Below are 23366 nucleotides of genomic sequence, written 5' to 3'. Positions count from 1 at the left end.
ATGATGGTCGCACAAGTGTGCGACTTGGCACCGGGTGACTTCGTCTGGACCGGCGGTGATTGCCACCTCTACCTGAACCACCTCGAGCAGGCCAAGCTACAACTGGAGCGAGCACCTCGACCGCTCCCGTCGCTGCGCTTGAATCCGGAAGTGCGCGACATTTTCGCGTTCAGGTTCGAAGACTTCGCGCTCGAAGGTTACGACCCGCATCCTCACATCAAGGCGGACGTCGCAGTATGAGTGCGCGCCACCCCGAGATCATTTTCGTCGTTGCGGTTGCGCGCAACGGCGTGATCGGCCGCGAGAACCAGCTCCCGTGGCGCCTGAAGGCGGACCTCGCGCATTTCAAGGCGACGACGCTGGGTCATCCGATTTTGATGGGTCGAAAAACCTGGGAATCGCTCGGGAGGCCGCTGCCAGGACGTCGCAACCTCGTCGTCACGCGGAACACTGCCTACCCTGCTCCCGGAGCGGAAGTGTTCCCCGATATCGACGCAGCACTAGAAGCGGTCGGAACGGGCAAGGTTTACGTAATCGGCGGCGCCGAACTCTTCCGACAACTGTTGGATCGCGTCGACGTGCTCGTCCTCACCGAAGTCCTTGCCGACGTATCCGGAGACGTTTATTTCCCGACATTCGACCGAGGGGCTTTCACCGAGGAGCGGCGCGAGAGCCACCCGGCCGACAGCGAGAACGAATACCCGGTCGATTTCGTCGAACTGAGACGAAAGCCGGCGCGCTAGACGCCGCGCGCGCGGCCAACCCCAGCGGCAAGGAAACGCCCCGCCGCTTCCCCTTCGCATCAGCCCTGCTTTACGCAGTCGACGAAGTAGGCCACCGTGCCGTCGGTCTGCACTCGTACGAGCCCATGAATATCGGTCTCGAATCCCGGGAAGGCCGAGTTGAAATCGCGCGCGAACTTCAGGTAGCGCACAATTGTGGCGTTGAAGCGCTCGCCGGGGATCAACAGCGGGATTCCGGGGGGGTACGGCGTGACGAGCATCGCCGTCACACGACCCTCCAGTTCATCGATCGCGACGCGCTCGATCTCCCGATGAGCCATCTTCGCGAATGCGTCGGCGGGTTTCATCGCCGGCACCATATCCGACAGATACATCTCGGTTGTTAGCCGGGCAACGTCGTGGGCCTTGTAGAAGGTGTGGATTTGCGCGCACAAATCCTTCAGGCCGACCTTTTCGTAACGCGGATGCATCCCGATGAATTCGGGCATCACGCGCCACAGGGGCTGGTTCCGGTCGTAGTCGTCCTTGAACTGCTGAAGTTCCGTGACCAACGTGTTCCACCGGCCCTTCGTGATTCCGATGGTGAACATGATGAAAAACGAATACAGGCCGGTTTTCTCGACGATGATTCCGTGTTCTGCAAGATAGCGGGTGAGAATCCCTGCGGGAATGCCGGAGTCCGCGAAATCGCCATCCACGTCCAGCCCCGGCGTGATCACGGTAGCCTTGATCGGATCGAGCATGTTGAATTCGGGCGCGAGGTTGCCAAACCCGTGCCAGCGCTCCCCTGCCCTGAGCATCCAGTCTTCGCGCTCGCCGATGCCCTCCTCGGGCAGATACTCGGGCCCCCAGACCCGGAACCACCAGTCCGCGCTGCCGAATTCGGCGTCAACCTTGCGCATCGCGCGGCGAAACTCGACCGCTTCGGACAGCGACTCCTCGACCAGCGCCGGACCTCCCGGCGGTTCCATCATCGCGGCAGCGACGTCGCATGACGCGATGATCGAGTACTGCGGCGACGTCGACGTGTGCATCAGATAGGCTTCGTTGAACACATCGCGATCGAGGTTGCGCGTCTCGGAGTCCTGCACGAGGATCTGCGATGCCTGCGACAGTCCGGCCAGCAATTTGTGCGTCGATTGCGTGGAGAACACCATCGATTGCTTGCAGCGCGGGCGGTCGGCTCCGATCGCGTGATAGTCGCCGTAGAAATCGTGGAACGCGGCGTGCGGTAGCCACGCCTCGTCGAAATGCAGCGTGTCGATCTGGCCGTCGAGCATCTCCTTGATCGTCTCGACATTGTAGACGACGCCGTCGTAGGTCGATTGAGTGATCGTCAAGATGCGCGGCTTCTTGCTCGCAGCCTCGCGCGCGAACGGATTCGCCTCGATCTTCCGCCTGATCGTTTCCATGCGGAATTCGTCGAGCGGGATCGGGCCGATGATGCCGTAGTGGTTGCGGGTCGGCGTCAGGAATACCGGTACCGCGCCAGTCATGATGATCGAGTGCAGGATCGATTTGTGGCAATTCCGGTCGACGACGACGATGTCCCCGGGCGCGACCGTCGTATGCCAGACCATCTTGTTCGACGTCGACGTGCCATTGGTCACGAAGTACAGATGGTCGCAATTGAAGATGCGCGCGGCGTTGCGCTCCGAGGCGGCGACGGGGCCGGTGTGGTCGAGCAACTGTCCGAGTTCCTCGACGGCATTGCACACGTCGGCGCGCAGCATGTTCTCGCCGAAGAACTGGTGGAACATCTGCCCCACGGGGCTCTTCAGGAACGCGACTCCGCCAGAATGCCCCGGGCAGTGCCAGGAATAGGACCCGTCGGCCGCGTAGTGCGTGAGCGCGCGGAAGAACGGCGGGGCGAGACTTTCGAGATAGTTCTTCGCTTCGCGCATGATGTAGCGGGCGACGAATTCGGGAGTGTCCTCGAACATGTGGATGAACCCGTGCATTTCGCGCAGCACGTCGTTCGGGATGTGCCGGCTCGTGCGAGTTTCACCGTGCAGGAAGATCGGGATGTCGGCGTTACGGAAGCGAATTTCCTCGACGAACGCGCGAAGATCCGCAATGGCCTTGTCCGACGCCTCGGGCGACGAGAACTCCTCGTCATCGATCGACAGGATGAATGCCGAGCCGCGACTTTGCTGCTGCGCGAAGGATGTGAGGTCCCCGTAGCTCGTGACGCCCAGCACCTCCATCCCTTCGTCCTCGATCGCCTTCGCGAGCGCGCGAATACCGAGGCCGCTCGTGTTCTCGGAGCGGAAATCCTCGTCGATGATGATGATCGGAAAATGAAAGCGCATCCTTTTTCTCCAGCGTCGCCGCGAGCGCGCATCTTAATCGCGCAATGTCTGCTTTCCTGTTACGGAAAGCACGAAAGGGCCGTCATGCGGCCCGGTCCATCATCGAATGCTTTCAGTGCGGATGAGTTCGTGGTTTAGATTTTCGGCAGCGTCACGCCCGTCTGACCGAGATATTTGCCGCCCCGATCCTTGTACGACGTGGCGCACTCCTCGTCGGACTCGAAAAACAGCATCTGCGCAATGCCCTCGTTCGCGTAAATCTTCGCGGGCAATGGCGTCGTATTCGAGAACTCGAGCGTGACGTGCCCTTCCCACTCGGGCTCGAGCGGCGTCACGTTGACGATGATCCCGCAGCGCGCGTAGGTGGATTTCCCGAGACACACGGTGAGCACGCTGCGCGGGATGCGGAAATACTCGACCGTGCGCGCGAGCGCGAACGAGTTCGGCGGAATGATGCAGACGTCGCCGACGAAGTCGACGAAGTTGCGGGCATCGAAATCCTTCGGATCGACGATCGTCGAGTTGATATTCGTGAAGATCTTGAATTCGTTGGCGCACCGGACGTCGTAGCCGTAACTCGAGGTGCCATACGACACGATTTTTCCGGAGTCGTTCTGGCGAACGAGTTCGGGCGCGAACGGCTCGATCATGCCGTGCTGCTCCGCCATGCGGCGGATCCACTGATCGGACTTGATGGACATGGGGCGCGGTTTCCTCTGACGCAGGCCCGGCACCCGCCGGACGCGAAAAATCGCGTAGTTTAGGGCAAGCGCGGCGGGACCGAAAGCACGAAAAGCGGCCCCGCAGGACGCCCCCAGATCAGGTGTTCTTGATGACGATGTTCGGGAACTTGTGCGTCATGTCCTTCGCCTTCACGGCTACGCGCACGGCGACCTTGCGGGCTATCTCCTTGTAGAGCGACGCGATGCGTCCGTCCGGGTCCGAAGCGGTCGTCGGCGCGCCGTTGTCGGTCTCCTGCCGAATCTGGAGATCGAGCGGCAGCGCGCCAAGAAACGGCACGTTGTAGTCGGCGCACAGCTTCTCGCCGCCACCGGAACCGAAGATCGGCTCCTCGTGGCCGCAGTTGGAACAGATGTGGATGCTCATGTTCTCGACCACGCCAATGATCGGGACACCGACCTTCTCGAACATTTTCAGCCCCTTGCGCGCATCGAGCAGCGCGATGTCCTGGGGCGTGGTGACAATCACCGCGCCCGTCAGCGGAACAGTCTGCGACAGCGTGAGCTGGATGTCGCCGGTGCCCGGCGGCATGTCGATGATCAGGTAGTCGAGATCCTTCCAGTTTGTCTCCTTGAGCAGCTGGTTCAGCGCCTGCGTCGCCATCGGCCCACGCCAAACCATCGGCGTCTCGACATCGACGAGGAAGCCGATCGACATGACCTGCAGCCCATGCGCTTCGAGCGGCTCCATCGTCTTGCCGTCGATGGACTGCGGCCGCTGATCCCCGATTCCGAGCATCTGGGGCTGGGACGGACCGTAAATGTCGGCGTCGAGAATACCCACCCGCGCACCTTCGGCGGCGAGCGATAGCGCGAGATTCACCGACGTCGTGCTCTTGCCGACGCCGCCCTTGCCCGACGCGACCGCGATGATGTTCTTGACCCCGGGCAGCAGCTTCACGCCCTGCTGGACCGCGTGCGCGACGATCTTGCTGCTGATCTCGACCGTGACCCGGCCGACGCCGGAAAGCGACGACACCGCCGACGACAGCAGCTCGCGAAGCACCTCGTGCTGGCTTTTGGCGGGATAGCCGAGAACGACATCGAGGTGCACCTCGTCACCGCTGATGCCGACGTTGCGGATCGAACGCGTCGCGATGAAATCCTTGCCGGTATTGGGATCGACGACGCTCTTCAGGGCTTCGGTTACGGATTCCTGGGTAAGACTCATGGATACGGTCCTCGGAGATCGAAGGCCCGCGAACGGGGCCACAACGGAACAAATCATACATAAGCTGCGCCGCGCGCTCACCCTCGACGATAAAAGGGCGATTCGCAAAGCATCGTCGACCGCTAAAATGTTCGGCCTTCAATTCGTTTCCAACACGTGAGGGACCACCGCAAGGATGTCACCGTTCAAGGCCCTTTCCGCAGTTACCGCGTTCGCATTCCTGTCCGCTTGCGCGACCGCGCCCCAAGTGACCGAACCGGAAGCCACTACACCACCGGGGCAGGACGCCCCACCCGTCCCCAGGAAGGCCGGCCCGGCCTCCGATTGGCCCGCCGAACGCGGACGCATCATGAAAGGCTTGAGCGGGTCGGGCGACATCGCGCTTCAGGTTCGCGACGACGGTGCGCTGCAACTCCTTCTGCCCGGGGCCGACGCATTCTCGCGAGGAGCCGAGGAGCCAAAGGCATCGCTCCGGGACGCGCTCGACCGGATCGCGGCCGTGCTCGCGCCGATGACGGCGACCGACGTCCAGATATTCGGCCACACGGACAGCATGGCGAGCGAGCTGCACAATCTTCAGCTGTCGATCCGCCGGGCCGAGAAGGTCGCCGAGTATCTGCGTAGCCGTGGGGTCGCGCTGTCGCGACTGCGCGCCGACGGCAAAGGCGAGTCCGAACCGATTGCGGACAACCGGACCGAGGAAGGACGTGCGAAGAACCGCCGGGTCGAGATCATCGTCCGCCCCCTTGTTCGATAGATCGCGCCTGCGGCTTGCGCCGCGCCGCCCTTTGTTACACTCCTGTTTTTGATCGTTGCCGCTCACCATGTCCCGAAAAATCCTGGTCACGAACGCACTGCCCTACGCCAACGGCGACATCCACCTCGGTCATCTCGTCGGCTATATCCAGGGCGACATCTGGGTTCGCTACCAGCGCATGCGCGGGGACACGGTCCATTACGTTTGCGCGGACGACACGCACGGCACACCCGTGATGCTCCGCGCCGAAAAGGAGGGGATCACGCCGGAGGCGCTGATCGCGCGCGTTCATGGCGAGCACCTGCGTGATTTCACCGACTTCGGCGTCGCGTTCGACAACTATCACAGCACGCACAGCGAGGAGAACCGCGCCTACGCAGAGGACGTCTATGCGAAGCTCCGGGCGGCGGAGCTGATCGACACGCGGGCGATCGAGCAGTTCTACGATCCGGTGAAGGAGATGTTCCTGCCGGACCGCTTCATCAAGGGCGAATGCCCGAAATGCGGGGCGATCGACCAGTACGGGGACAACTGCGAGGTGTGCGGCGCCGCTTACGCTCCGACCGATCTCAAGAATCCTTACTCCGCAGTATCGGGCGCGAAGCCGGTGCTGAAGACGTCCGAACATTTCTTCTTCCGGCTTTCCGATGCACGCGCCGTGGCGTTCCTCCGTGACTGGACCGGGGGCACGAACGCAGCCGGCCACCGCCGCCTGCAAGCCGAGGCCGCCAACAAGATGAAGGAGTGGCTCGGCGACGCGACGACCGGCGAGAACACGCTCTCCGACTGGGACATCTCACGCGACGCGCCCTACTTCGGCTTCGAGATTCCCGGCGCACCCGGTAAATACTTCTACGTCTGGCTCGACGCGCCGATCGGCTATCTCGCGAGCTTTCGCAACCTCGCCGCGCGCCGTGACGATATCGTCGTCGAGGACTACACCGACGGACGTCGCGCCGAAGCGGCCGGAACCGAGATGGTCCATTTCATCGGCAAGGACATCCTGTACTTCCACGCGCTGTTCTGGCCGGCGATGCTGCAATTTGCGGGCTACCGCACGCCGTCGCAGTTGTGTGTCAACGGATTCCTGACCGTAGACGGCTCCAAGATGAGCAAGAGCCGCGGCACCTTCATCACCGCACGCTCGTACGTCACGCAGGGCCTCAACCCCGAGTGGCTGCGCTACTACTTCGCGACGAAATCGAACGGAACGATGGAAGACGTCGACCTGAACCTCGACGACATGATTGCGAAGGTCAATTCGGACCTCATCGGCAAGTACGTAAACATCGCGAGCCGCTGCGCCGGATTCATCGCGAAGCGCTTCGACGGCAAGCTGGGTGCGAGCGACGCCACTGCCACCGCGGATTTCGAAACCGCATTCCAGTCCGGTGCGATCGCGGAGGCGTACGATGAGCGCGACTACGGCCGGGCGCTGCGCGAGATCATGCGGCTCGCCGACGTGGCGAACCAGTACGTCAATGATCACAAGCCGTGGGAACTCGCGAAGCTCGACGGTCAGGAGGCGCGGTTGCATACCGTCTGCAGCACGGCGCTGACGCTGTTCCGCGACCTCACGCGCTACCTGAAGCCCGTGCTGCCGGCCCTGGCAGCGAAAATCGAAAGCTTCCTTTCGATCGAGCCGCTCGACTGGCAGGGCTCGTGGGAGCCGCTTCCGGCGGGACATGCAATCAATGCCTACGCACACCTCATGACCCGGGTCGAGCGCAAGCAGATCGATGCGCTGCTCGACGCGAACCGCGAGTCCCTGGCTCCGGCCATCGCCGATACGAAGACCGCCGCGAAGGCCGCCGAGCATTCGCAGCAGCGCCATGCCGAAAAGCAGCAGAAGTCGGCGCAGGCCGCGGAAACGGCGATGGAACACATCTCGATCGACGATTTCTCGAAGGTGGATTTGCGCATCGCGCGCATCGTCAGCGCGGAGCACGTCGAAGGTGCGGACAAGCTGATCCGGCTGCAACTCGATATCGGCGAGACGGAAAACGGCCAGATGAAGCCGCGCCAGGTGTTCGCGGGCATCAAATCGGCCTACGACCCGGCGACGCTCGTCGGGCGCCTCACCGTGATGGTTGCAAACCTCGCGCCGCGTAAGATGAAGTTCGGTCTAAGTGAAGGCATGGTGCTGGCTGCGTCGGATCCAGACGGCAGGACCGGCGGACTCTACATCCTGTCGCCCGACACCGGAGCGACCGCGGGAATGCGCGTCAAGTAGAGGTCCGCACACCTGACATGCCTCTGACCCCCTCGAAACGCTGGATGGTGCGACAGCGCACCGCGCCCGGGCTGCTGAATCTCGTCAGCACCCGGCGCACTCAGCAACGAAACGAGGAATTCAGGAGGCTTCATGATCAGGTTTCGGCCAAAACTTTTTGACACCCTGCCCGGCTACAGTCGGGCCGCATTCACACAGGACTTTTCGTCCGGCATCACGGTCGGCGTCCTCGCCCTGCCGCTCGCGATGGCATTCGCGATCGCCAGCGGCATGAGCCCGACCGCCGGCATCTGGACCGCGATCGTCGCGGGTTTCCTGATCGCCGCGCTCGGCGGCTCTCACGTGCAGATCGGAGGCCCGACCGGCGCGTTCATTCCCATCGTGTACGCGATCGTCGCCGATTACGGCGTTCAGAGCCTGCTGATCGCGACGATGATGTCCGGCGTGATGCTGTTCGCGATGGGCGCTTTCCGCCTCGGCAACATGATCCGCTTCATTCCGGTGTCGGTCGTCATCGGATTCACGAACGGCATCGCGGTCGTCATCTTCATCTCGCAGATCAAGGATTTTCTCGGCCTGTCGATCGACAGTCTGCCCGGCGAGTTCTTCGCGAAGATGGAAGTGCTGTTCGGTGCGCTGGGTACGATAGACGGCCCGACGGTGGCGGTCGCCATCGCATCGATCGCCGTGCTGCTGTCGTGGAATCGCGTCGCGACCCGCGTGGCGTGGATGCGCCGGCTTCCCGGCCCCCTCGCGGTGCTGATCATCGCGACCGCGGTCAACGCGCTATTCCAGATGCCGGTCGACACGATCGGCAGCCGCTTCGGCGGCATCCCGCAGGAAATCCCGCCGATCGGGTTGCCTGAGCTTTCCCTGGGGACGCTCGGCAAACTGATCGCGCCGGCCGTGACGATCGCGCTCCTCGGCGCAATCGAGTCGCTGCTGTCGGCCCGCGTCGCCGACAGTCTCATCGACAACCGCCACGACCCCAACCAGGAGTTGATGGCGCAAGGGATTGCGAATATCGCCGCACCACTGTTCGGCGGCTTCGCGGCAACCGGCGCCATCGCGCGCACCGCGACGAACATCCGCACCGGCGGCCGCACTCCCGTCGCCGGCATGGTCCACTCCCTCGTGCTCCTCGCGGTCGTGCTCGCGCTCGCGCCACTCGCGAGCCATATTCCGCTCGCGACGCTGTCGGCGATCGTCGTCATCGTGTCCGTCAATATGGGCGACTGGCACGCGTTCAGCTGGAATGAACTCAAGCGCTACTCGGCGCAGTATCGGCTGATCCTGCTCGGCACCTTCTTCGTCACGGTCGTCTTCGATCTGACGCTCGCGGTGGAACTCGGGATGGCGCTCGCAAGTCTGTTTTTCATCTACCGGATGTCGGATCTCACGCGCATCGAGCGGGTCCAGCTCGAGGATCACTACGGCGTGGTAGCGCTGTCCCGCCCCGACGGAACGCCGCGCATCCTCGCGTACCGTGTGTTCGGCAGCCTCTTCTTCGGCGCGGCGAACAAGCTCGAGAACCTGATGCTTATGCAGGACGGCCATCCCGACGTGGTCATTCTCGACATGGAAAAGGTGATCAACATCGACACGACCGGACTCGACGCGCTGCAGACCCTGCACCGCACGCTGAAGAAGCGCGGCGCCGATCTGATCCTCTGCGATCTCAACGCCCAGCCGGCATCGATTGTCGCGCGCTCCGGGTTCCGCGATTCGCTCGGCGAAGAGCAGGTCGTCGCGAATCTCACCGAAGCGCTGATGCGCGCGCAGAGAATGCGCGGGCATGAACCGGAGTTGTCGTATGTATGACGCGGCTGTGATCCGCAGTCCGAACGCGTGGGAGCGTTGCACTGAGATCCTCGATGCGTGAGCAGCATGACGAGTCCGGGCGCACTGCGCTGCGGCTCACCGTGTATGGGCGGGTCCAGGGGGTGAGCTATCGCGCTAACGCCCAGACCGAAGCTTTGCACCTCGGGCTGCAAGGATGGATACGCAACCGGCACGACGGTGCGGTCGAAGCGCTGGTGATCGGACCGCACTCGCGGGTCGACGCGTTTGTCGAATGGGCGCGCAACGGGCCGCCGGGCGCACGAGTCGACCGACTGGAAGTGTCGATCGCCGAGTTCGAGAAGGTAGACGCGTTTTCGGTGTGGCCCACGGTCTAAGGCAAAAACCTCGGGAGCACGTGGGCCTCAAGGGAATAGAGCGCCCTGAAAGCCGACTGAAGACGAAAGCTCGACGGTCCCCATGAGACGCACGAAAGAAGCCGCGCACTTCAGCGACGCAGGCGACGAGCCCACGCCACGAACATACAATGAGGGCGGTTAGAGTCCGTCGCTGACCGTTCCGGAAGTACAAAGTAAAACGGCCCGCCTGTCCGAAAACAGGCGGGCCGTTTGCCGTCACTCAGGCCGTCAGCCGATCAACGCCATGCGTAGCGCATCGAGACGCCGATGAAGGTTGCTTTCTGGCTGTCGTCTTGCGACAGAGTCGTGCCGTCGGAGTACGCGAAGCTCGACCAAACCCAATCGTTCGTGCTCCAGCGGTCGTGGATCGCATCGAAGCGCACCGAGAGGTCTTGGCGCATCTCGTATTCGGCGAACAGCTTCAGCGTCCGGAGAGTGTACTTCACGTCCGGGAGCAACGCGGTCGCGGTCGGCACGCCACTGAGACCGTAGTCGCTGCGGTCGTGGGAGTACTGGATGTCGCCCCCGACCTTCCAGCGCTCGTTAAGCTTCCCGCGCAGCCCGAGGCCGAACGCCTCGGTGCGCTGCTTCACCTCGGCCGACCACGGCGTGTGGACCGTGCCGATGCGCGTGCTCGAGTCGTTGTCGATCCGCGACTTCTCGCGGGACGCCCACCCGAGAGCCTGCCACGCGTCGGAGATCGAGTACGACGCGTCGAGCGACACGAAAGTCGAGCGACCGTCGTCGAGCCCGAGCTTGGCGCCGCTATAGTCGTCGCGCGAGACGTCCGCGAGCAGTTGCACCGACAGCTGTTCGGCGGGAGCCCAGTCGAGTTTCAGGCGGACCTTGTCGCGCTCCCGGTCCGCAATATGCAGCGGAGCGACCGGACCAGTCACAGGGAACGAGGCGGGGTTCTGGAAGCGGGAACCGTCGCGGTCGCTATTCACATAGCCGATCGAGCCGTTCAGCGTCTCCCCAAGCGACCGGCGGAGCTCGACCCGGTACGAGAGCTCGTCGGTCTCCTCGCGATAGTTTACCTGCCGCACAGCGATGACGTTGCGGCGACGTTCCTCGTAGTCGACACCACCGATCACGCGGAAATCGGCGGGCAAGAGGTAACTCGCTTCGACCTTTCCGGTCCTGCTGCGAAGCGAACGAGGTTCGTTGAACGCATTGACGGTCGTCGACACGGGCGGGAAATACTGCCGCACCGGGGTCTCGTCGTCACGGTCCTCGTACTTGAAGTTCGCCAGCAGTGAGAGCTTGGGCATCGGACGTGCCGTCAGGCCCGCTTGAAGCAACGTCGTCTCGACACGTCCGTCTAGGTTGCTGCGGCCCGGCGCCGACGCGACGATGAAGCTGTCGTCCTGAGTCGCGATGCCGCGTGCGACCTTGAAGTTTGCGCGGGTCGTCGGCGTGAAGCTGTAGCCGCCGGTCAGGTAGAGTTGATGCGCCTCGTTGTCCGGCGGCAGTGCGATCGGACTCAAATTGTTGACATTCGCCCCCGACGCAAACGGAAAGACCGTTAGCGACCGGTTGTCGTTGTTGAAGAACGAGCCGTAGTAGCCACCCGAAAGCTGCAGTTTCTCCCCGGTAAAACCGAGGATCACATCGACCTGACGCATGGTCTGGTCGATCGGCTCGGCGAGAAACTGCCGGCCGTCGAATCGACCGCGACCGAACAGCCGGTCGCCTTCCTTGGTCTCGTTCTTGAAGCGAACCTGAACGTCGAGCCCGTTGCCGAGGAATTTCTGACCCGTGATCGTCACGCCCTCGCGTTCCGTCTTCAGTCTCTTGTCGAATCCCGCGCCAATCGCGACCGGCGTCACCATCTGGATGTCGTCGCCGATCCCCCGCAGCCCGGTGTTGACGACGTACTGCGAATAGCGCGGGATCTTGCTGTACTCGATACCGTAGCGCCAGTTGCCCTGGCGCTCGTGCTCGACGCGTACGCTGCGGGACTCGAGCCCGAGGTTACGCGCATCGAACCGGTACCAGGTGCCTGTGGCATCGTCACGACGCAAGTAGTCGACATTGCCGATCGCATAGAGCCCGCTGTCCTTCAACCCGCTGTACTGACCGAAGCGGATCACGTCGTCGCTCAGGTAACCCGCGCCGAATTGGACCGAGCTTTCCGGACGGATCAGTCGGGTCACCTCTTCGTTGTCCTGCGCGAGCGCCGATCCGAACACCATCGACAGCGACGCGGCTATGACGGTCAGCCCTTGAGGGCGAATCTGGGTCGTCTTTTTCATGATCGTTCTCCCCTTCTTAGCGACGCAAGCCGCGCCCGTCTGCGGTCGAGGGATTGTTGGAACCGTGGATCTGCGTATGGCAGTTCACGCATCCGCGGCCGACCGCGAATGCCGAGTTGCCTTCGACCGTCGGAACCGTACCCTGGTGAGTACTCGGCTCATGGCACTGCTGGCACAGGAACGGGGCCCGCTGCTTCAACAGGTTGTCATTCACCGTACCGTGCGGGTTGTGACAGATCGTGCAGTCTTCGGTGACCGGCTGATGACTACGCACGAACGGTCCGCGCTTCTCCATGTGGCACGTGTAGCAGGTCTCGACGACGCTATCCCGGACCATCATCTTCTCGCCCGCCGTGCCGTGAGGATTGTGGCAGTCGGAACACGCGACCTTGCCTTCCTTGATCGGATGGTGGGACGGACGGTTGACCTGGGCGCGCTGCTCCTTGTGGCACGCGAAGCACACTTCCGGCTGGGTCTGCTTGTCGCGGACCTTGTCGTGCTGCGTGTGCACCTGGTGGCACGACGTACAGGCAACATCACGGGCGGCGTGCAGGTTCGTCTGCCAGTGGATGCGCTTGCCGCCCTGGTGGCAGTTCAGGCAGGCCTGGTTGCGCTTTTCGACCGGGGTCTTGGAGTCCTTGACGTAATTAACGTCCGGCGACGGGCGCTCGGAAACGCCTTCGGGCTTGTTGATGTGCGTCGGGCTCTCGCCGTGACAGCTCGTACAGGTCGGCGTGCGCTCGTCCGCGACGGTGCCGTGCTTCGTCTTGCCGATGGCCAGCACCGGATATGCCTCGGTCTCATCGTGACAGCGCGTACACACTTTGTCGCCGGTCAGCACGAGGTCCTTTCGTTCCCCGTCATCCGCCCCCCAGGCGTTCGCTCCGCCGAGCAAGGCGATGCTCAGCAGTGCGGCCGGCATCCAGCGCCGAACGCTTCTCAAATCGATTTTCATCTTGTTTTCCCCTTCTTGCTTGATGCGGTTACAGCCAATTACCCGACAACTCTTGCGAGTTCGCCGGAATCCTTCCTCACTTCGCGCTGAAATCGATTTCCTGCGGCCCCGGGCCTTCCGGCTCCTGGTGGGCGATGCCGAAGTGGCATTCGACGCAGGTCAGGTTCTCGCGCTTAGCGCGTTCGTGTCGGGTTTGTGCTCGCTCGGATTGCAGTTCCGAACTCATGGCACTTTCGCTATGGCAGTTCCGGCATTCGCGGGAATCGGTGCGCTTCATCGTCGCCCATACCCTCTTTGCCAGTTCGTAGCGGTGCTCTTCGAATTTCTCGGGCGTATCGATCTTGCCCGTCAGCTTTGCCCACAGTTCGCCGGTGGCCTGCACCTTGCGGACGAGCAGCGGGCCGGTGTCGCGCGGGACGTGGCAGTCGGGACAGGTTGCCCTGACGCCCGACGCATTGCGGTCGTGGGGAGTTTCCTTGTATTCCGCGTAGACGTTGTCCCGCATCTCGTGACATCCGATGCAGAACGCTTCGGTATTGGTCCACTTCAGGCCTGCGATCGCGCCGCCCCCGATCACGAGGGCGACGATTCCGGCGATCGCCAGCAGGAACCAGGGAGACCGCTGTCCCAACCACCGAGTAATTGTCATGCTGCCTCGCTGGCCCGTTAATGGGCTTCAATTCATTTTTAAAGCGAAAGGATCCACTGAACGACGTTCTTGACCTGCGCCGGATCGTCCGTCTTCAGGGTCTCGTGATCTTCTTCCTTGCCGTCGACCTTCACTTTGCTCGGCTCGGTGACGTGCTTGGTCAGCTTCTGCTCGGCGTCGGTTTCGCCCTTGTGCTTGGCGGAGACTTCCTTGTACGACGGGCCATCCTTCTTCTTGTCGATCGCGTGACAGGTCAGGCACTTGCTCTTGCGAACGAGCGCTTCGGCTGCCTTGGCGTCGACTGCGGCAGCAGGCAGGCTCACGGTGGTGGTGGCGATCGCGACCGCGATCAACGACAGATATTTCATGCTCGACTCCTTCTGCAGATGCTGCGGATAAGGATAAATCCGCGTTGAACTCAGGGTTTCTTATAGCCCGGGAAAACCCTTACAACAATGACGGGTACTACGGATGTTGCAAAATGTGTACACGTTAGAAACGGCCGCTTGACGAAACGAAACTGTTCGCCAAGCCCCTGAAATCAAACCCGGAAACGGCGGATTTCATCGCGCAGTTCGGAGGCCAGGCGCTCGAGGCTCTGGGTCGCGGCCGCCACGTCGTCGAGCGACATGCTCGTCTTCTGCGCCAGACCGGCGATCATCTCGACGCTGTTAGCGGCGAGGTTGCTCGCCTGCATCTGCTCCTCCGTCGCGGTCGCGATGCTGTTCATGCCGTCCGCAACGCCACCTGCCGTCGTCATGTTGCTTTGGAGGGCCGCCGAGACGTGCAGCATCGACTCGCGGATCAGTTGCAGCGCTTCCGAACCCTGCGCAATCGCGGCCCGGACGTTCTCGGACCCGCCGTTGAGGTTGCGCGTGACGTCGTCGATGTCGCTTGCCGAGCGGGTCGATTTCTCCGCCAGCTTGCGTACTTCGTCGGCAACGACGGCGAAGCCGCGGCCGTGCTCGCCGGCGCGAGCGGCTTCGATCGCGGCATTGAGCGCAAGCAGGTTCGTCTGGTCGGCGATCTCCTTGACCCGCGCGGTGAGACTAGAGATCGAGTCGGTGTGCTGGATGAACTGGCCGACCGTGTCGGTCATTTTGCTCACGGCCGTTTCGACGTCGCTGAGACGCCCGGTCAACTCGGACACATCCGCGTTGCCCTGCTCCGCGCGCGCGAGGCTGGTACGCGCGAGCTCGAGGACTTCGCCGCTCGCCTGGGCGACCGACACGATGCTCGCCGCCATCTCCTCGACCGCCGACGCGGCCGACGCGGATTTCTCGGACTGTTCGCCCGCTCCGCTGCGGATCTGCCCGGTTCCGGCCTGCAGCTCGGTTGCCGCGCTGGACACCTGATCGGCCGATGCGGAAATCTTGCGGATCACGCCCTGGAGCTTTTCCATCACGCGGTTGAAGTAGGCCGCCGCCTGCCCCACCTCATCCTGCCCGTTGATGGGCAGCCGCTGGGTGAGGTCACCTTCGCCATCGGCGATGTCGCGAAGGCGGTGGGCCATCGCGCCGAGCGGGGCGGCGACGAAACGCTGCAGGAACATGAAGACGCACAGAAGCACGATGCCCAGCGCAACCGCAGCGCCCCCGATCAGCTTCGTGCGAGCCGCGCTCATCGCCGCATCGGTGCGGGCGAGGGAGACTTCCATCGTCACCGCACCCAGCACCGTACCGGCCGGGAACTCATCGTGGCACTCCATGCAGTTCTTGCCGAGGTAGTTTTCGCTGCTGATCGCAGGGAACACCGCCTTCAGCACCTTGCCGTGCTGGGGATCGTCGCGGACCTCGAAGAGCGGCTTGGCGCTCTCGATGACGGTTTTCTCGTCGGGACCTACGCGCATCTCCTCCTCGTCCCCGTCCCCGAACTGGTGCACTACCGGTTGCCCGCGGACCACGCGCAGGTCGGTCATGCCCGACGACTGCTTCACCTGATCGAAATAGATCGCCCGGTGCCTGATCGTCTTCGTCGTCTTCATGAACACGAGCGCCGCCATCGTCATCTGATTGACGCTCTCGGCGAAATCATGCGACTGCTCGATCGCCATGCGCTCCTGTTCGGCCGACACCCAGACGACGAGCGTCGTTCCGACGGCGATCAGCAGGGTGCCGATCGCGAGGATGAGGCGCACCCAGATAGGGGAGTTCTTGAGTCTTTCGATCATGACGATTTCCAATTTTCGCGAGATGCGGGACGGACGTACGGCCGACGGATACCAGTTCGGCTGTAAGTAACGGTAACTTGCGCGGAACATTTAACAAATGTCGAATTCAATGGGAAACGGCCCGCATTTCACGAATCGCGGGATACGGCGACAGGCAGCGATAGACAGCGGCTATCGACACCTCAGTGCAATTGCAATTTGACTGCCCCTGAGCGCTGGGTGAAGATGCCGCTGCACTAATCCCACCGGACAAGGAGAGATGACATGGCAGTTCTCGTAGGCAAGCAGGCCCCGAATTTCACAGCGACCGCCGTCCTCGGCAACAACGAAATCAAGGAAATCACGTTCTCCGAGTTCACCCGGGGCAAGTATGCGGTCGTGTTTTTCTACCCGCTGGACTTCACCTTCGTCTGCCCGTCCGAACTGATCGCGTTCGACCATCGGCTCGAGGAGTTCAAGAAGCGCGGCGTTGAGGTGCTGAGCGTTTCGATCGACAGCCAATTCACCCACCTGGCATGGAAAAACACGCCGGTCAACAACGGCGGCATCGGTCAGGTGCAGTACGCGATGGTCGCCGACGTGAAGCACGAGATCTGCCGCGCCTATGACGTCGAATCCGCGGGCGGTGTCGCGTTCCGCGGGTCGTTCCTGATCGACAAGTCGGGCGTCGTGCGCCACCAGGTCGTCAACGACCTGCCGCTGGGACGCAACGTCGACGAGATGCTGCGGATGGTCGATGCGCTGCAATTCACCGAAGAGCACGGCGAGGTCTGCCCCGCCGGCTGGAACAAGGGCAAGGCCGGCATGAAGGCCGACCCGAGCGGCGTCGCAAGCTACCTGTCGCAGCACGCCCAAGAGCTCTGATCGGCGCGATCCGCATCGATAAAAAAGCCGCGGACTCGCAAGAGCCGCGGCTTTTTGTTGGTGGAATTCCAAGCGTCCAGGTGTGCCGAGGCGTCATGCGTGCGGCGCTTTTCCCCGAGCGGGGCGCGGATTCTCTCCCCCCGTCCGCGACCGAACCGCCAACGACAGGGGTCAGTTCGGGTAAAGCACCTCGACCGCATCGTTCGGCAGCCATTCGCGCAGCCCGTCGAGCAGCGCGTCGTCGATCCGCACCCGCCAGCCTTCGCCGAAGGGGAGCTCCGCCTCCGCCTGTTCATTGCGGTAGCGCACGCGGACCGGGCAGCCGCCGGCGCGGAATGGCGTCAGCAGCGCCTGCAGACGATCGGCGGCGGCCGCGGCACCGCCCGACGCTTTCACTTCCCTGTTCACGACGAGTTGCAGCGCGCGAGCAAACCGGGACCGTGCTTCGCCGAGCGTCATCAGTTTGTCGGCGACGATACGCAGGCCGCCCGTGAAGTCGTCGTTGCTGACCTTGCCTTCGACCACCAGGACTTCGTCCGTGACGATCTTCGCGCGCTGTCCGTCGAAGAGCTCCGAAAACACCGAGACTTCACGAACCTGGCTGCCGTCGTCGAGCACGACGAACGCCATCTTGCCGCGTGCGGTCATCTTCGTCCGCACGTCCATGACGACGCCGGCGAGCAGCGACAGGTCGCGCGACGGCTCGATGTCGGCAAGCGGCCGACGGACGAAGCGCCGAACTTCCTTGCGGAAGCTGTTGAACGGATGGCCCGACAGAAAGAAGCCGATCGCGAGCTTCTCTTCCTTCAGCCGTTCGCGCTCGGTCCATGGACGGGCATGCACGTATTCGGGCGGCGCTCCCGCGGCCTCGGGGATCAGATCGAACAGCCCGCCCTGCATTGCGTTGGCCGCCGCCTGCTCGGCGGCTTCCATCGCCAGGCTCACCGTCGCGAGCAGGCGCGCGCGATTCGCAGTGCCGCTCGGTTCGATCAGGTCGAACGCGCCCGAGCGGATCAGCGCTTCGATGACCCGCCGGTTCACCATGCGGCGATCGACGCGCCCGCAGAAATCGAACAAATCCTTGAACGGGCCGCCGACCTCACGCGCTGCGAGGATCGCGCGTACCGCCGGCTCGCCCACGCCTTTCACCGCGCCGAGGCCGTAGCGGATCGTCTTGCGGTCGGTCGGCACGAAGCGGAAGTCCGAGGCGTTGACGTCCGGCGGCAGGATCGTCAGCCCGTTCGCGATCGAATCCTCGAAGAAGATCTTGATCGTGTCCGTGTTGTCGAGGTCGGCGGACATCGTTGCGGCCATGAAGGCCGCGCAGTGATGCGCCTTCAGCCACGCGGTGTGATACGTGACGACCGCATAGGCCGCGGTGTGCGACTTGTTGAAGCCGTACTCCGCGAACTTCGTCATCAGGTCGAAGAGCTGCTCCGCGAGCGCCGGGTCGTAGCCCTTCTGCTTCGCACCGGCGGCGATCGTCTCGCGGTGCTTCGCCATCTCGTCGGCCTTCTTCTTGCCCATCGCGCGGCGCAGCATGTCGGCGCCGCCGAGCGTGTAGCCGCCGATGATCTGCGAGATCTGCATCACCTGTTCCTGATACACGATCACGCCGTAGGTCGGCTCGAGACTGGCCTTCAGGTCCGGGTGGAAGTAGTCGATCTCCTGCTGGCCCTTCTTGCGCAGGATGAAGTCGTCGACCATGCCGGAGCCGAGCGGGCCGGGGCGGTAGAGCGCAAGGACCGCGATGATGTCCTCGAAGCGGTCGGGCGCGAGCTTCTTGAGGAGCTTCTTCATCCCGTCCGATTCGACCTGGAAGATCGCCGTCGTATTGGCGTCCTTCAGGATCTGATAGGCGGCGGGGTCGGTGAACGGGAGTGCTGCAAGATCGGGCTTCTCGCCGGTCAGGCGTTCGACGTATTCGACTGCGAGCTCGATGATCGTGAGGTTGCGGAGTCCCAGGAAGTCGAATTTCACGAGGCCGACCGCCTCGACGTCGTCCTTGTCGAACTGCGATACCGGCGTCGCGTCGTCGCCGTCGGCGATGTACAGCGGGCAGAAGTCGGTGAGCTTGCCGGGCGCGATCAGTACGCCGCCCGCGTGCATGCCGACGTTGCGAGAGAGGCCTTCGAGCGGCTCGGCGAGGCTCCACAATTCCTGCACCGACTCGCCGTCGTTGCCGTCCTTCATCATCTCGCCGACCTGCGGCTCCATCTCGTACGCCTTCGCGAGCGAGACCGGCTTCGCGCCCTCGATCGGGATCAGCTTCGACAAGCGATCGCACAGGCCATACGGCAGATCGAGCACGCGGCCGACGTCGCGCACGACCGCTTTCGACGCCATCGTTCCGAAAGTCGCGATCTGGCTGACCGCGTCCTTGCCGTAGCGATCGCGCACGTATTCGATGACGCGGTAGCGATTGTCCTGGCAAAAGTCGATGTCGAAGTCGGGCATCGACACGCGCTCGGGGTTCAGGAAGCGCTCGAACAGCAGCGCGTACTCGGTCGGGTCGAGGTCGGTGATCTTCAGGGAGTACGCGACGAGCGAGCCCGCACCTGAACCCCGGCCGGGCCCGACCGGCACGCCGTTGCTCTTCGCCCACTGGATGAAGTCCGCAACGATCAGGAAGTAGCCGGGGAAGCCCATCTGGATGATCGTGTCGGTCTCGAACTTCAACCGTGCCTCGTAGCGCGGCCGCTCCTGCTCACGCCGCTCGGGATCCGCGTAAAGGTGGGCGAGCCGCTCCTCGAGGCCCTTCTTCGCCTCCAGCACGAGGAAGTCGTCGAGGCTCATGCCGTCCGGCGTCGGAAACTGCGGCAGGAAGTTCTTGCCGAGTTGCACCGTGAGCGAGCAGCGGCGCGCGATCTCGACCGAGTTTTCGAGCGCCTCGGGCAGATCCGCGAAGAGCTCGCACATCTCGTCCTGGCTCTTGAGGTACTGCTCCTCGGTGAAGTCGCGCGGGCGGCGCCTGTCGGCGAGGACGTAGCCCTGCGCGATGCACACGCGCGCCTCGTGCGCCTTGAAGTCCTCACGCTTCAGGAACTGCACCGGGTGCGTCGCGACGACCGGCAGCCCGAGGCGGCCGGCGAGCTGCACCGCGTGGCGGATGTACGTTTCCGTGCCCGGGTGACCGGCGCGCTGCAACTCGATGTAGAACGCATCCGGGAACAGCGCCGACCATTCGGCCGCGAGGCGCTCCGCCAGTTCGATATTGCCGTTCGCGAGCGCCTGCCCGACGTCGCCCATCGTCGCGCCGGACAGGCACAGCAGATCGGCCGCCGCACCGTCGGCGAACCATTGCTGGCGCATCTCGGCGCGGCCGCGGAACTTGTTGTCGAGATAGGCGCGTGTCAGCAGTTCGCAGAGCTGCCCGTAGCCCTTGCGGTTCTTGCAGATCAGCAGCACGCGGAACGGCTTGTCGCGGTCGGCGTCGTTCGTGATCCACGCATCGACGCCGACGACCGGCTTGATCCCCTTGCCGCGCGTGCCCTTGTAGAACTTGACCATCCCGAACAGGTTCGCGAGGTCGGAAATGCCGAGCGCCGGCATGTTGTCGGCAGCGGCGCGAGCGATCGCCGCATCGATCTGGACGATGCCGTCCGAGATCGAGTATTCGGAGTGCAGGCGGAGATGGATGAAGCGCGGATCGTGTGGGGCGGTCATGGGGCCGGATTTTACCCGATGACCCGCCTCCCCACGCCGCGGATCAACGGCCGCCGGCCGCTTCGCGCGCCTGGGCCAGCGCCTGCTTGCGCATCCGGTCCGCCTCGAGGATCTCCGCCTGCTGCTCGGCCGACAAGGGCGCGCCGAGTTCGACTTCGAGCGCCGCGATGAGCCGCATCGCCGTCGACGTGATGCGATGCTCATCGGGCATCGCCTTGCGCACCTGCTTCGGGGTGGTCCCGGTGATCCGCGCGACTTCGGACACGAAGTGATCCTCGATACGCCGGTTTGCGGCGGCGACGAACGCGGTTTCGGCCGGATTCATCGCCCCGCGCCCTGCTGGCTGCGCCACCGCCGACGGAACGGGCTGCGTGGCCAGCACCAACAGCGACAGCAAGATTGTGCGCTTCAAGCGGCGTGGGTCCATATCACCTCGATATCACGGCAACAGGATCGTCGAGCCGGTCGTGCGGCGGGCTTCCAGGTCGCGGTGCGCCAGCATCGCGTCCTTCAGCTGATAGCGCTGATTGACTTCGATCCTGACCTTGCCGGAGCCGACGACCTCGAAAAGCTCGTCCGCCATCGCGACGAGGTCTTCCCGCTTCGCCGTGTAGGCGGCAATTCCGGGGCGCGTAATGTACAGCGACCCCATCGTGTTGAGCAGACTCAGATCGAACGGGGGCACCGGCCCCGACGCCGCACCGAACAGCACCATCATCCCCAGCGGTCGCAGGCAGCCCAGCGAATCCATGAAGGTGTCCTTGCCGATCGAGTCGTATACGACGGGAAGACCGGCACCGCCGGTGATTTCCCGGACGCGCTCGGCGAAGTTCTCGCGCGTGTAGACGATCGGGTGATCGCAGCCGTGCGCCTGCGCGAGGCGGGCCTTTTCATCCGAGCCGACGGTCCCGATGACCGTCGCGCCGAGCGCCTTCGCCCATTGGCACGCGATGAGGCCCACGCCGCCGGCGGCCGCATGGATCAGCACGGTATCGCCCGGCTGGACCCGATACGTGCGACGCAACAGGTATTGAGCGGTCAGTCCCTGCAGCATCATCGCTGCGCCCTGCTCGAACGAAATCGCGTCGGGCAGCTTCACGACGCGGTGGGCGGGAATATTGCGGACCTCGGAATACGCGCCGAGCGGTCCGCCGCCATATGCGACGCGGTCGCCGGGCGCGAAATCGCTGACGCCTTCGCCCACCGCCTCGACCACGCCCGCGCCCTCGACCCCGATCCCCGAAGGCAGCGGCACTGGGTAGAGGCCGCTGCGGTGATAGGTGTCGATGTAGTTCAGACCCACCGCGTGGTGCCGCAGCCGCACTTCACCCGCTGCAGGCGCGGGCACATCGACATCCTCCCACTGAAGCACTTCGGGCCCGCCGGTCTGATGGAAGCGAATCGCGTTGGGCATGAACCTCTCCTTCTGTCGGAAATTGCGTGGCCGGGCAACAGCCCGCCGGCGTCGCCGGTAATCTTCGCGGGACGTTGGGTCAGCGCTGGATCGAGAAGCCGATTCTAAACTGCGTGTCCTGAGACTTGTTGTAGTCAAGCAGTGTTTCACCGACGCCGTCGAAAACCTGCAGATGCAGATAGATCGCCGTTTCCGACAGGACGCGCTGGGTCAGCGGATACGAAAGATCGAGCTGCGTGCTGCCCTCCCACCCTGCGGCCCGACGGAGCCGGAGCCGCGCGAGCCATCCGTCGTCGCGCCCGAAGCGCAGCCCGAGCTCGCTGTAGCCGCGGTAACGGTAGATATCGGGATTCTCGTTGCGGTCGAGATAAGTCCACACTTTCGGGGTCACGCCGACATAGGACCCGTTGCCGAGGCCGAAGCGCCAGTCCACCGTCGCGAACAGCGTGTCGATGCTGCGCGACGACTCGCCGTCGCGGCCATTCGATTCGTGCTCGTAACCGGCGCGCGCTCCGACGCGGTGCTCGCTCGCGGGATCCGCCGCGAAGTGCCAGTCGTAGAAGAACGAGGGCCGGTAGCTGGTGTCGCGAAACGGTTTCGAGTCGGCCCCAAGATCCCACAAGGAAGTCTGGGTGTAGCCGAAATGCAGCCCACGGAGCGCGGGCAGCGACTCCACGATGGCGCTGTCCGGGTCGAAGATCCGGTACTTGAAGCTCAACTGAAGACGCGCAGTATCGTCGTCCACGCCGATGAGGAAATACATCGGCTCATTCACCGTCAACGCCGGCTCGGGCGCCGCCGCGGCGACCGCGGCGACGGCGGCGACGGTGGCGGGCGGCGCGGGAACGTCATTTTCGCCGGGCGCCGGCGGCGCATCCTGAGCAAGCAGCACGAGCCGGGACGAGTTGCGGTCCGCGAGTCGAAGCACGACCGGACCGATGACCCCGACCGGCCAGTCTCCGACGAAGTCGCGCCGGATCGCGGAGTCTCCCGTTTGTCCCGCCGGAGCGAGATCGAGATTCAGCAGTCGTTCTCCGCTCTCGGCGATCAGCTTCAGGCGCTCGGGCAGCGGCTCGTCCGCGGCAGCGTTATCGCGCACGAGCGAAATCGTGAAGGGCTGTCCGGCCACGACCCGGGTCGCGAACGAAGACAGCAGCCAATCCGCATGAGCGGGCAGCGCGATCGCCGAAACGGCAGCGAACAGCGAAATTCGGAATGCGCGCATCCGGGCGCTCCGTC

General features: G+C 63.7%; 19 protein-coding genes (1 of these 19 running past the window's edge). 7 read left to right on the top strand and 12 right to left on the bottom strand.

Annotation, left to right across the window (positions count from 1 at the left end):
• A protein-coding gene (locus ROZ37_RS10530; protein WP_312659300.1) for a thymidylate synthase crosses the window boundary here: on the top strand, positions 1 to 240 show its end. The gene continues 555 nt to the left of window position 1, outside the view; 240 of the gene's 795 nt are visible here — the last part of the coding sequence; its start codon lies off the left edge, out of view; it ends in the stop codon at positions 238 to 240.
• The gene (locus tag ROZ37_RS10525; protein ID WP_312659298.1) at positions 237 to 743 is read left to right on the top strand and encodes a dihydrofolate reductase; all 507 of its coding nucleotides are present in this window, start codon (positions 237 to 239) and stop codon (positions 741 to 743) included. The genes ROZ37_RS10530 and ROZ37_RS10525 overlap by 4 nt, the downstream gene beginning before the upstream one ends.
• Before the next feature lie 59 nt (positions 744 to 802).
• Here the strand turns inward: ROZ37_RS10525 and ROZ37_RS10520 are convergent, their stop codons facing one another.
• From ROZ37_RS10520 to apbC, 3 genes are all read right to left on the bottom strand, one after another.
• The gene (locus tag ROZ37_RS10520) at positions 803 to 3055 is read right to left on the bottom strand and encodes an arginine/lysine/ornithine decarboxylase (protein ID WP_312659297.1); all 2253 of its coding nucleotides are present in this window, start codon (positions 3053 to 3055) and stop codon (positions 803 to 805) included.
• A 134-nt stretch (positions 3056 to 3189) separates the two neighbouring features.
• Complete coding sequence (gene dcd / locus ROZ37_RS10515; protein ID WP_312659296.1) at positions 3190 to 3756, bottom strand: dCTP deaminase; 567 nt, start codon at positions 3754 to 3756, stop codon at positions 3190 to 3192.
• Positions 3757 to 3874: 118 nt separating this feature from the next.
• Entirely contained in the window at positions 3875 to 4966 is a 1092-nt protein-coding gene (apbC, locus tag ROZ37_RS10510) for an iron-sulfur cluster carrier protein ApbC (protein ID WP_312659295.1), read from the bottom strand.
• Positions 4967 to 5315: 349 nt separating this feature from the next.
• Between apbC and ROZ37_RS10505 the strand changes: the two genes are divergently transcribed.
• The 4 genes from ROZ37_RS10505 (at position 5316) to ROZ37_RS10490 (ending at position 10133) form a co-directional block, all read left to right on the top strand.
• Positions 5316 to 5723 carry an OmpA family protein gene (locus tag ROZ37_RS10505; RefSeq protein ID WP_312659294.1) on the top strand — a complete coding sequence of 136 codons (408 nt, stop codon included), beginning with the start codon at positions 5316 to 5318 and terminating at the stop codon, positions 5721 to 5723.
• Positions 5724 to 5790: 67 nt separating this feature from the next.
• On the top strand, positions 5791 to 7956 hold the full coding sequence (gene metG / locus ROZ37_RS10500; protein ID WP_312659293.1) for a methionine--tRNA ligase: 2166 nt from the start codon (positions 5791 to 5793) through the stop codon (positions 7954 to 7956).
• A 132-nt stretch (positions 7957 to 8088) separates the two neighbouring features.
• Positions 8089 to 9777, top strand: a complete 1689-nt coding sequence (locus tag ROZ37_RS10495) for a SulP family inorganic anion transporter (protein WP_312659292.1) — start codon at positions 8089 to 8091, stop codon at positions 9775 to 9777.
• 53 nt (positions 9778 to 9830) lie between these two features.
• Positions 9831 to 10133, top strand: a complete 303-nt coding sequence (locus tag ROZ37_RS10490; protein WP_312659290.1) for an acylphosphatase — start codon at positions 9831 to 9833, stop codon at positions 10131 to 10133.
• A 257-nt stretch (positions 10134 to 10390) separates the two neighbouring features.
• Here ROZ37_RS10490 and ROZ37_RS10485 read toward each other — a convergent pair whose 3' ends face one another.
• The 5 genes from ROZ37_RS10485 to ROZ37_RS10465 form a co-directional block, all read right to left on the bottom strand.
• Positions 10391 to 12409, bottom strand: coding sequence for an MtrB/PioB family decaheme-associated outer membrane protein (locus ROZ37_RS10485; RefSeq protein ID WP_312659289.1), 2019 nt, complete (start codon positions 12407 to 12409; stop codon positions 10391 to 10393).
• Between the two features lie 16 nt (positions 12410 to 12425).
• The gene (locus ROZ37_RS10480) at positions 12426 to 13364 is read right to left on the bottom strand and encodes a DmsE family decaheme c-type cytochrome (RefSeq protein ID WP_312659288.1); all 939 of its coding nucleotides are present in this window, start codon (positions 13362 to 13364) and stop codon (positions 12426 to 12428) included.
• 76 nt (positions 13365 to 13440) lie between these two features.
• Positions 13441 to 14013 carry a NapC/NirT family cytochrome c gene (locus tag ROZ37_RS10475; RefSeq protein WP_312659287.1) on the bottom strand — a complete coding sequence of 191 codons (573 nt, stop codon included), beginning with the start codon at positions 14011 to 14013 and terminating at the stop codon, positions 13441 to 13443.
• Between the two features lie 38 nt (positions 14014 to 14051).
• Entirely contained in the window at positions 14052 to 14381 is a 330-nt protein-coding gene (locus ROZ37_RS10470; protein ID WP_312659286.1) for a c-type cytochrome, read from the bottom strand.
• Positions 14382 to 14554: 173 nt separating this feature from the next.
• The gene (locus ROZ37_RS10465) at positions 14555 to 16183 is read right to left on the bottom strand and encodes a methyl-accepting chemotaxis protein (protein ID WP_312659285.1); all 1629 of its coding nucleotides are present in this window, start codon (positions 16181 to 16183) and stop codon (positions 14555 to 14557) included.
• A 264-nt stretch (positions 16184 to 16447) separates the two neighbouring features.
• On the opposite strand from ROZ37_RS10465, the gene ROZ37_RS10460 reads away from it, so the two are divergent.
• Entirely contained in the window at positions 16448 to 17047 is a 600-nt protein-coding gene (locus tag ROZ37_RS10460) for a peroxiredoxin (protein ID WP_312659284.1), read from the top strand.
• A gap of 171 nt (positions 17048 to 17218) precedes the next feature.
• Here ROZ37_RS10460 and dnaE read toward each other — a convergent pair whose 3' ends face one another.
• The 4 genes from dnaE to ROZ37_RS10440 all read right to left on the bottom strand — a co-directional run bounded on the left by dnaE (position 17219) and on the right by ROZ37_RS10440 (position 23352).
• Positions 17219 to 20713, bottom strand: coding sequence for a DNA polymerase III subunit alpha (dnaE, locus tag ROZ37_RS10455; protein WP_312659283.1), 3495 nt, complete (start codon positions 20711 to 20713; stop codon positions 17219 to 17221).
• A 43-nt stretch (positions 20714 to 20756) separates the two neighbouring features.
• Positions 20757 to 21125 carry a hypothetical protein gene (locus tag ROZ37_RS10450; RefSeq protein WP_312659282.1) on the bottom strand — a complete coding sequence of 123 codons (369 nt, stop codon included), beginning with the start codon at positions 21123 to 21125 and terminating at the stop codon, positions 20757 to 20759.
• Positions 21126 to 21152: 27 nt separating this feature from the next.
• Positions 21153 to 22127 (bottom strand): quinone oxidoreductase, encoded by a 975-nt coding sequence (locus tag ROZ37_RS10445; protein ID WP_312659281.1) that lies wholly within the window; start codon positions 22125 to 22127, stop codon positions 21153 to 21155.
• Between the two features lie 79 nt (positions 22128 to 22206).
• On the bottom strand, positions 22207 to 23352 hold the full coding sequence (locus ROZ37_RS10440) for a phospholipase A (RefSeq protein ID WP_312659279.1): 1146 nt from the start codon (positions 23350 to 23352) through the stop codon (positions 22207 to 22209).
• Positions 23353 to 23366: the final 14 nt, after the last annotated feature.

The organism is Aromatoleum sp. (assembly GCF_032027225.1).
In the GTDB taxonomy this organism is placed as follows: domain Bacteria; phylum Pseudomonadota; class Gammaproteobacteria; order Burkholderiales; family Rhodocyclaceae; genus Aromatoleum.
This window is presented reverse-complemented; position numbering and strand designations above follow the sequence as displayed.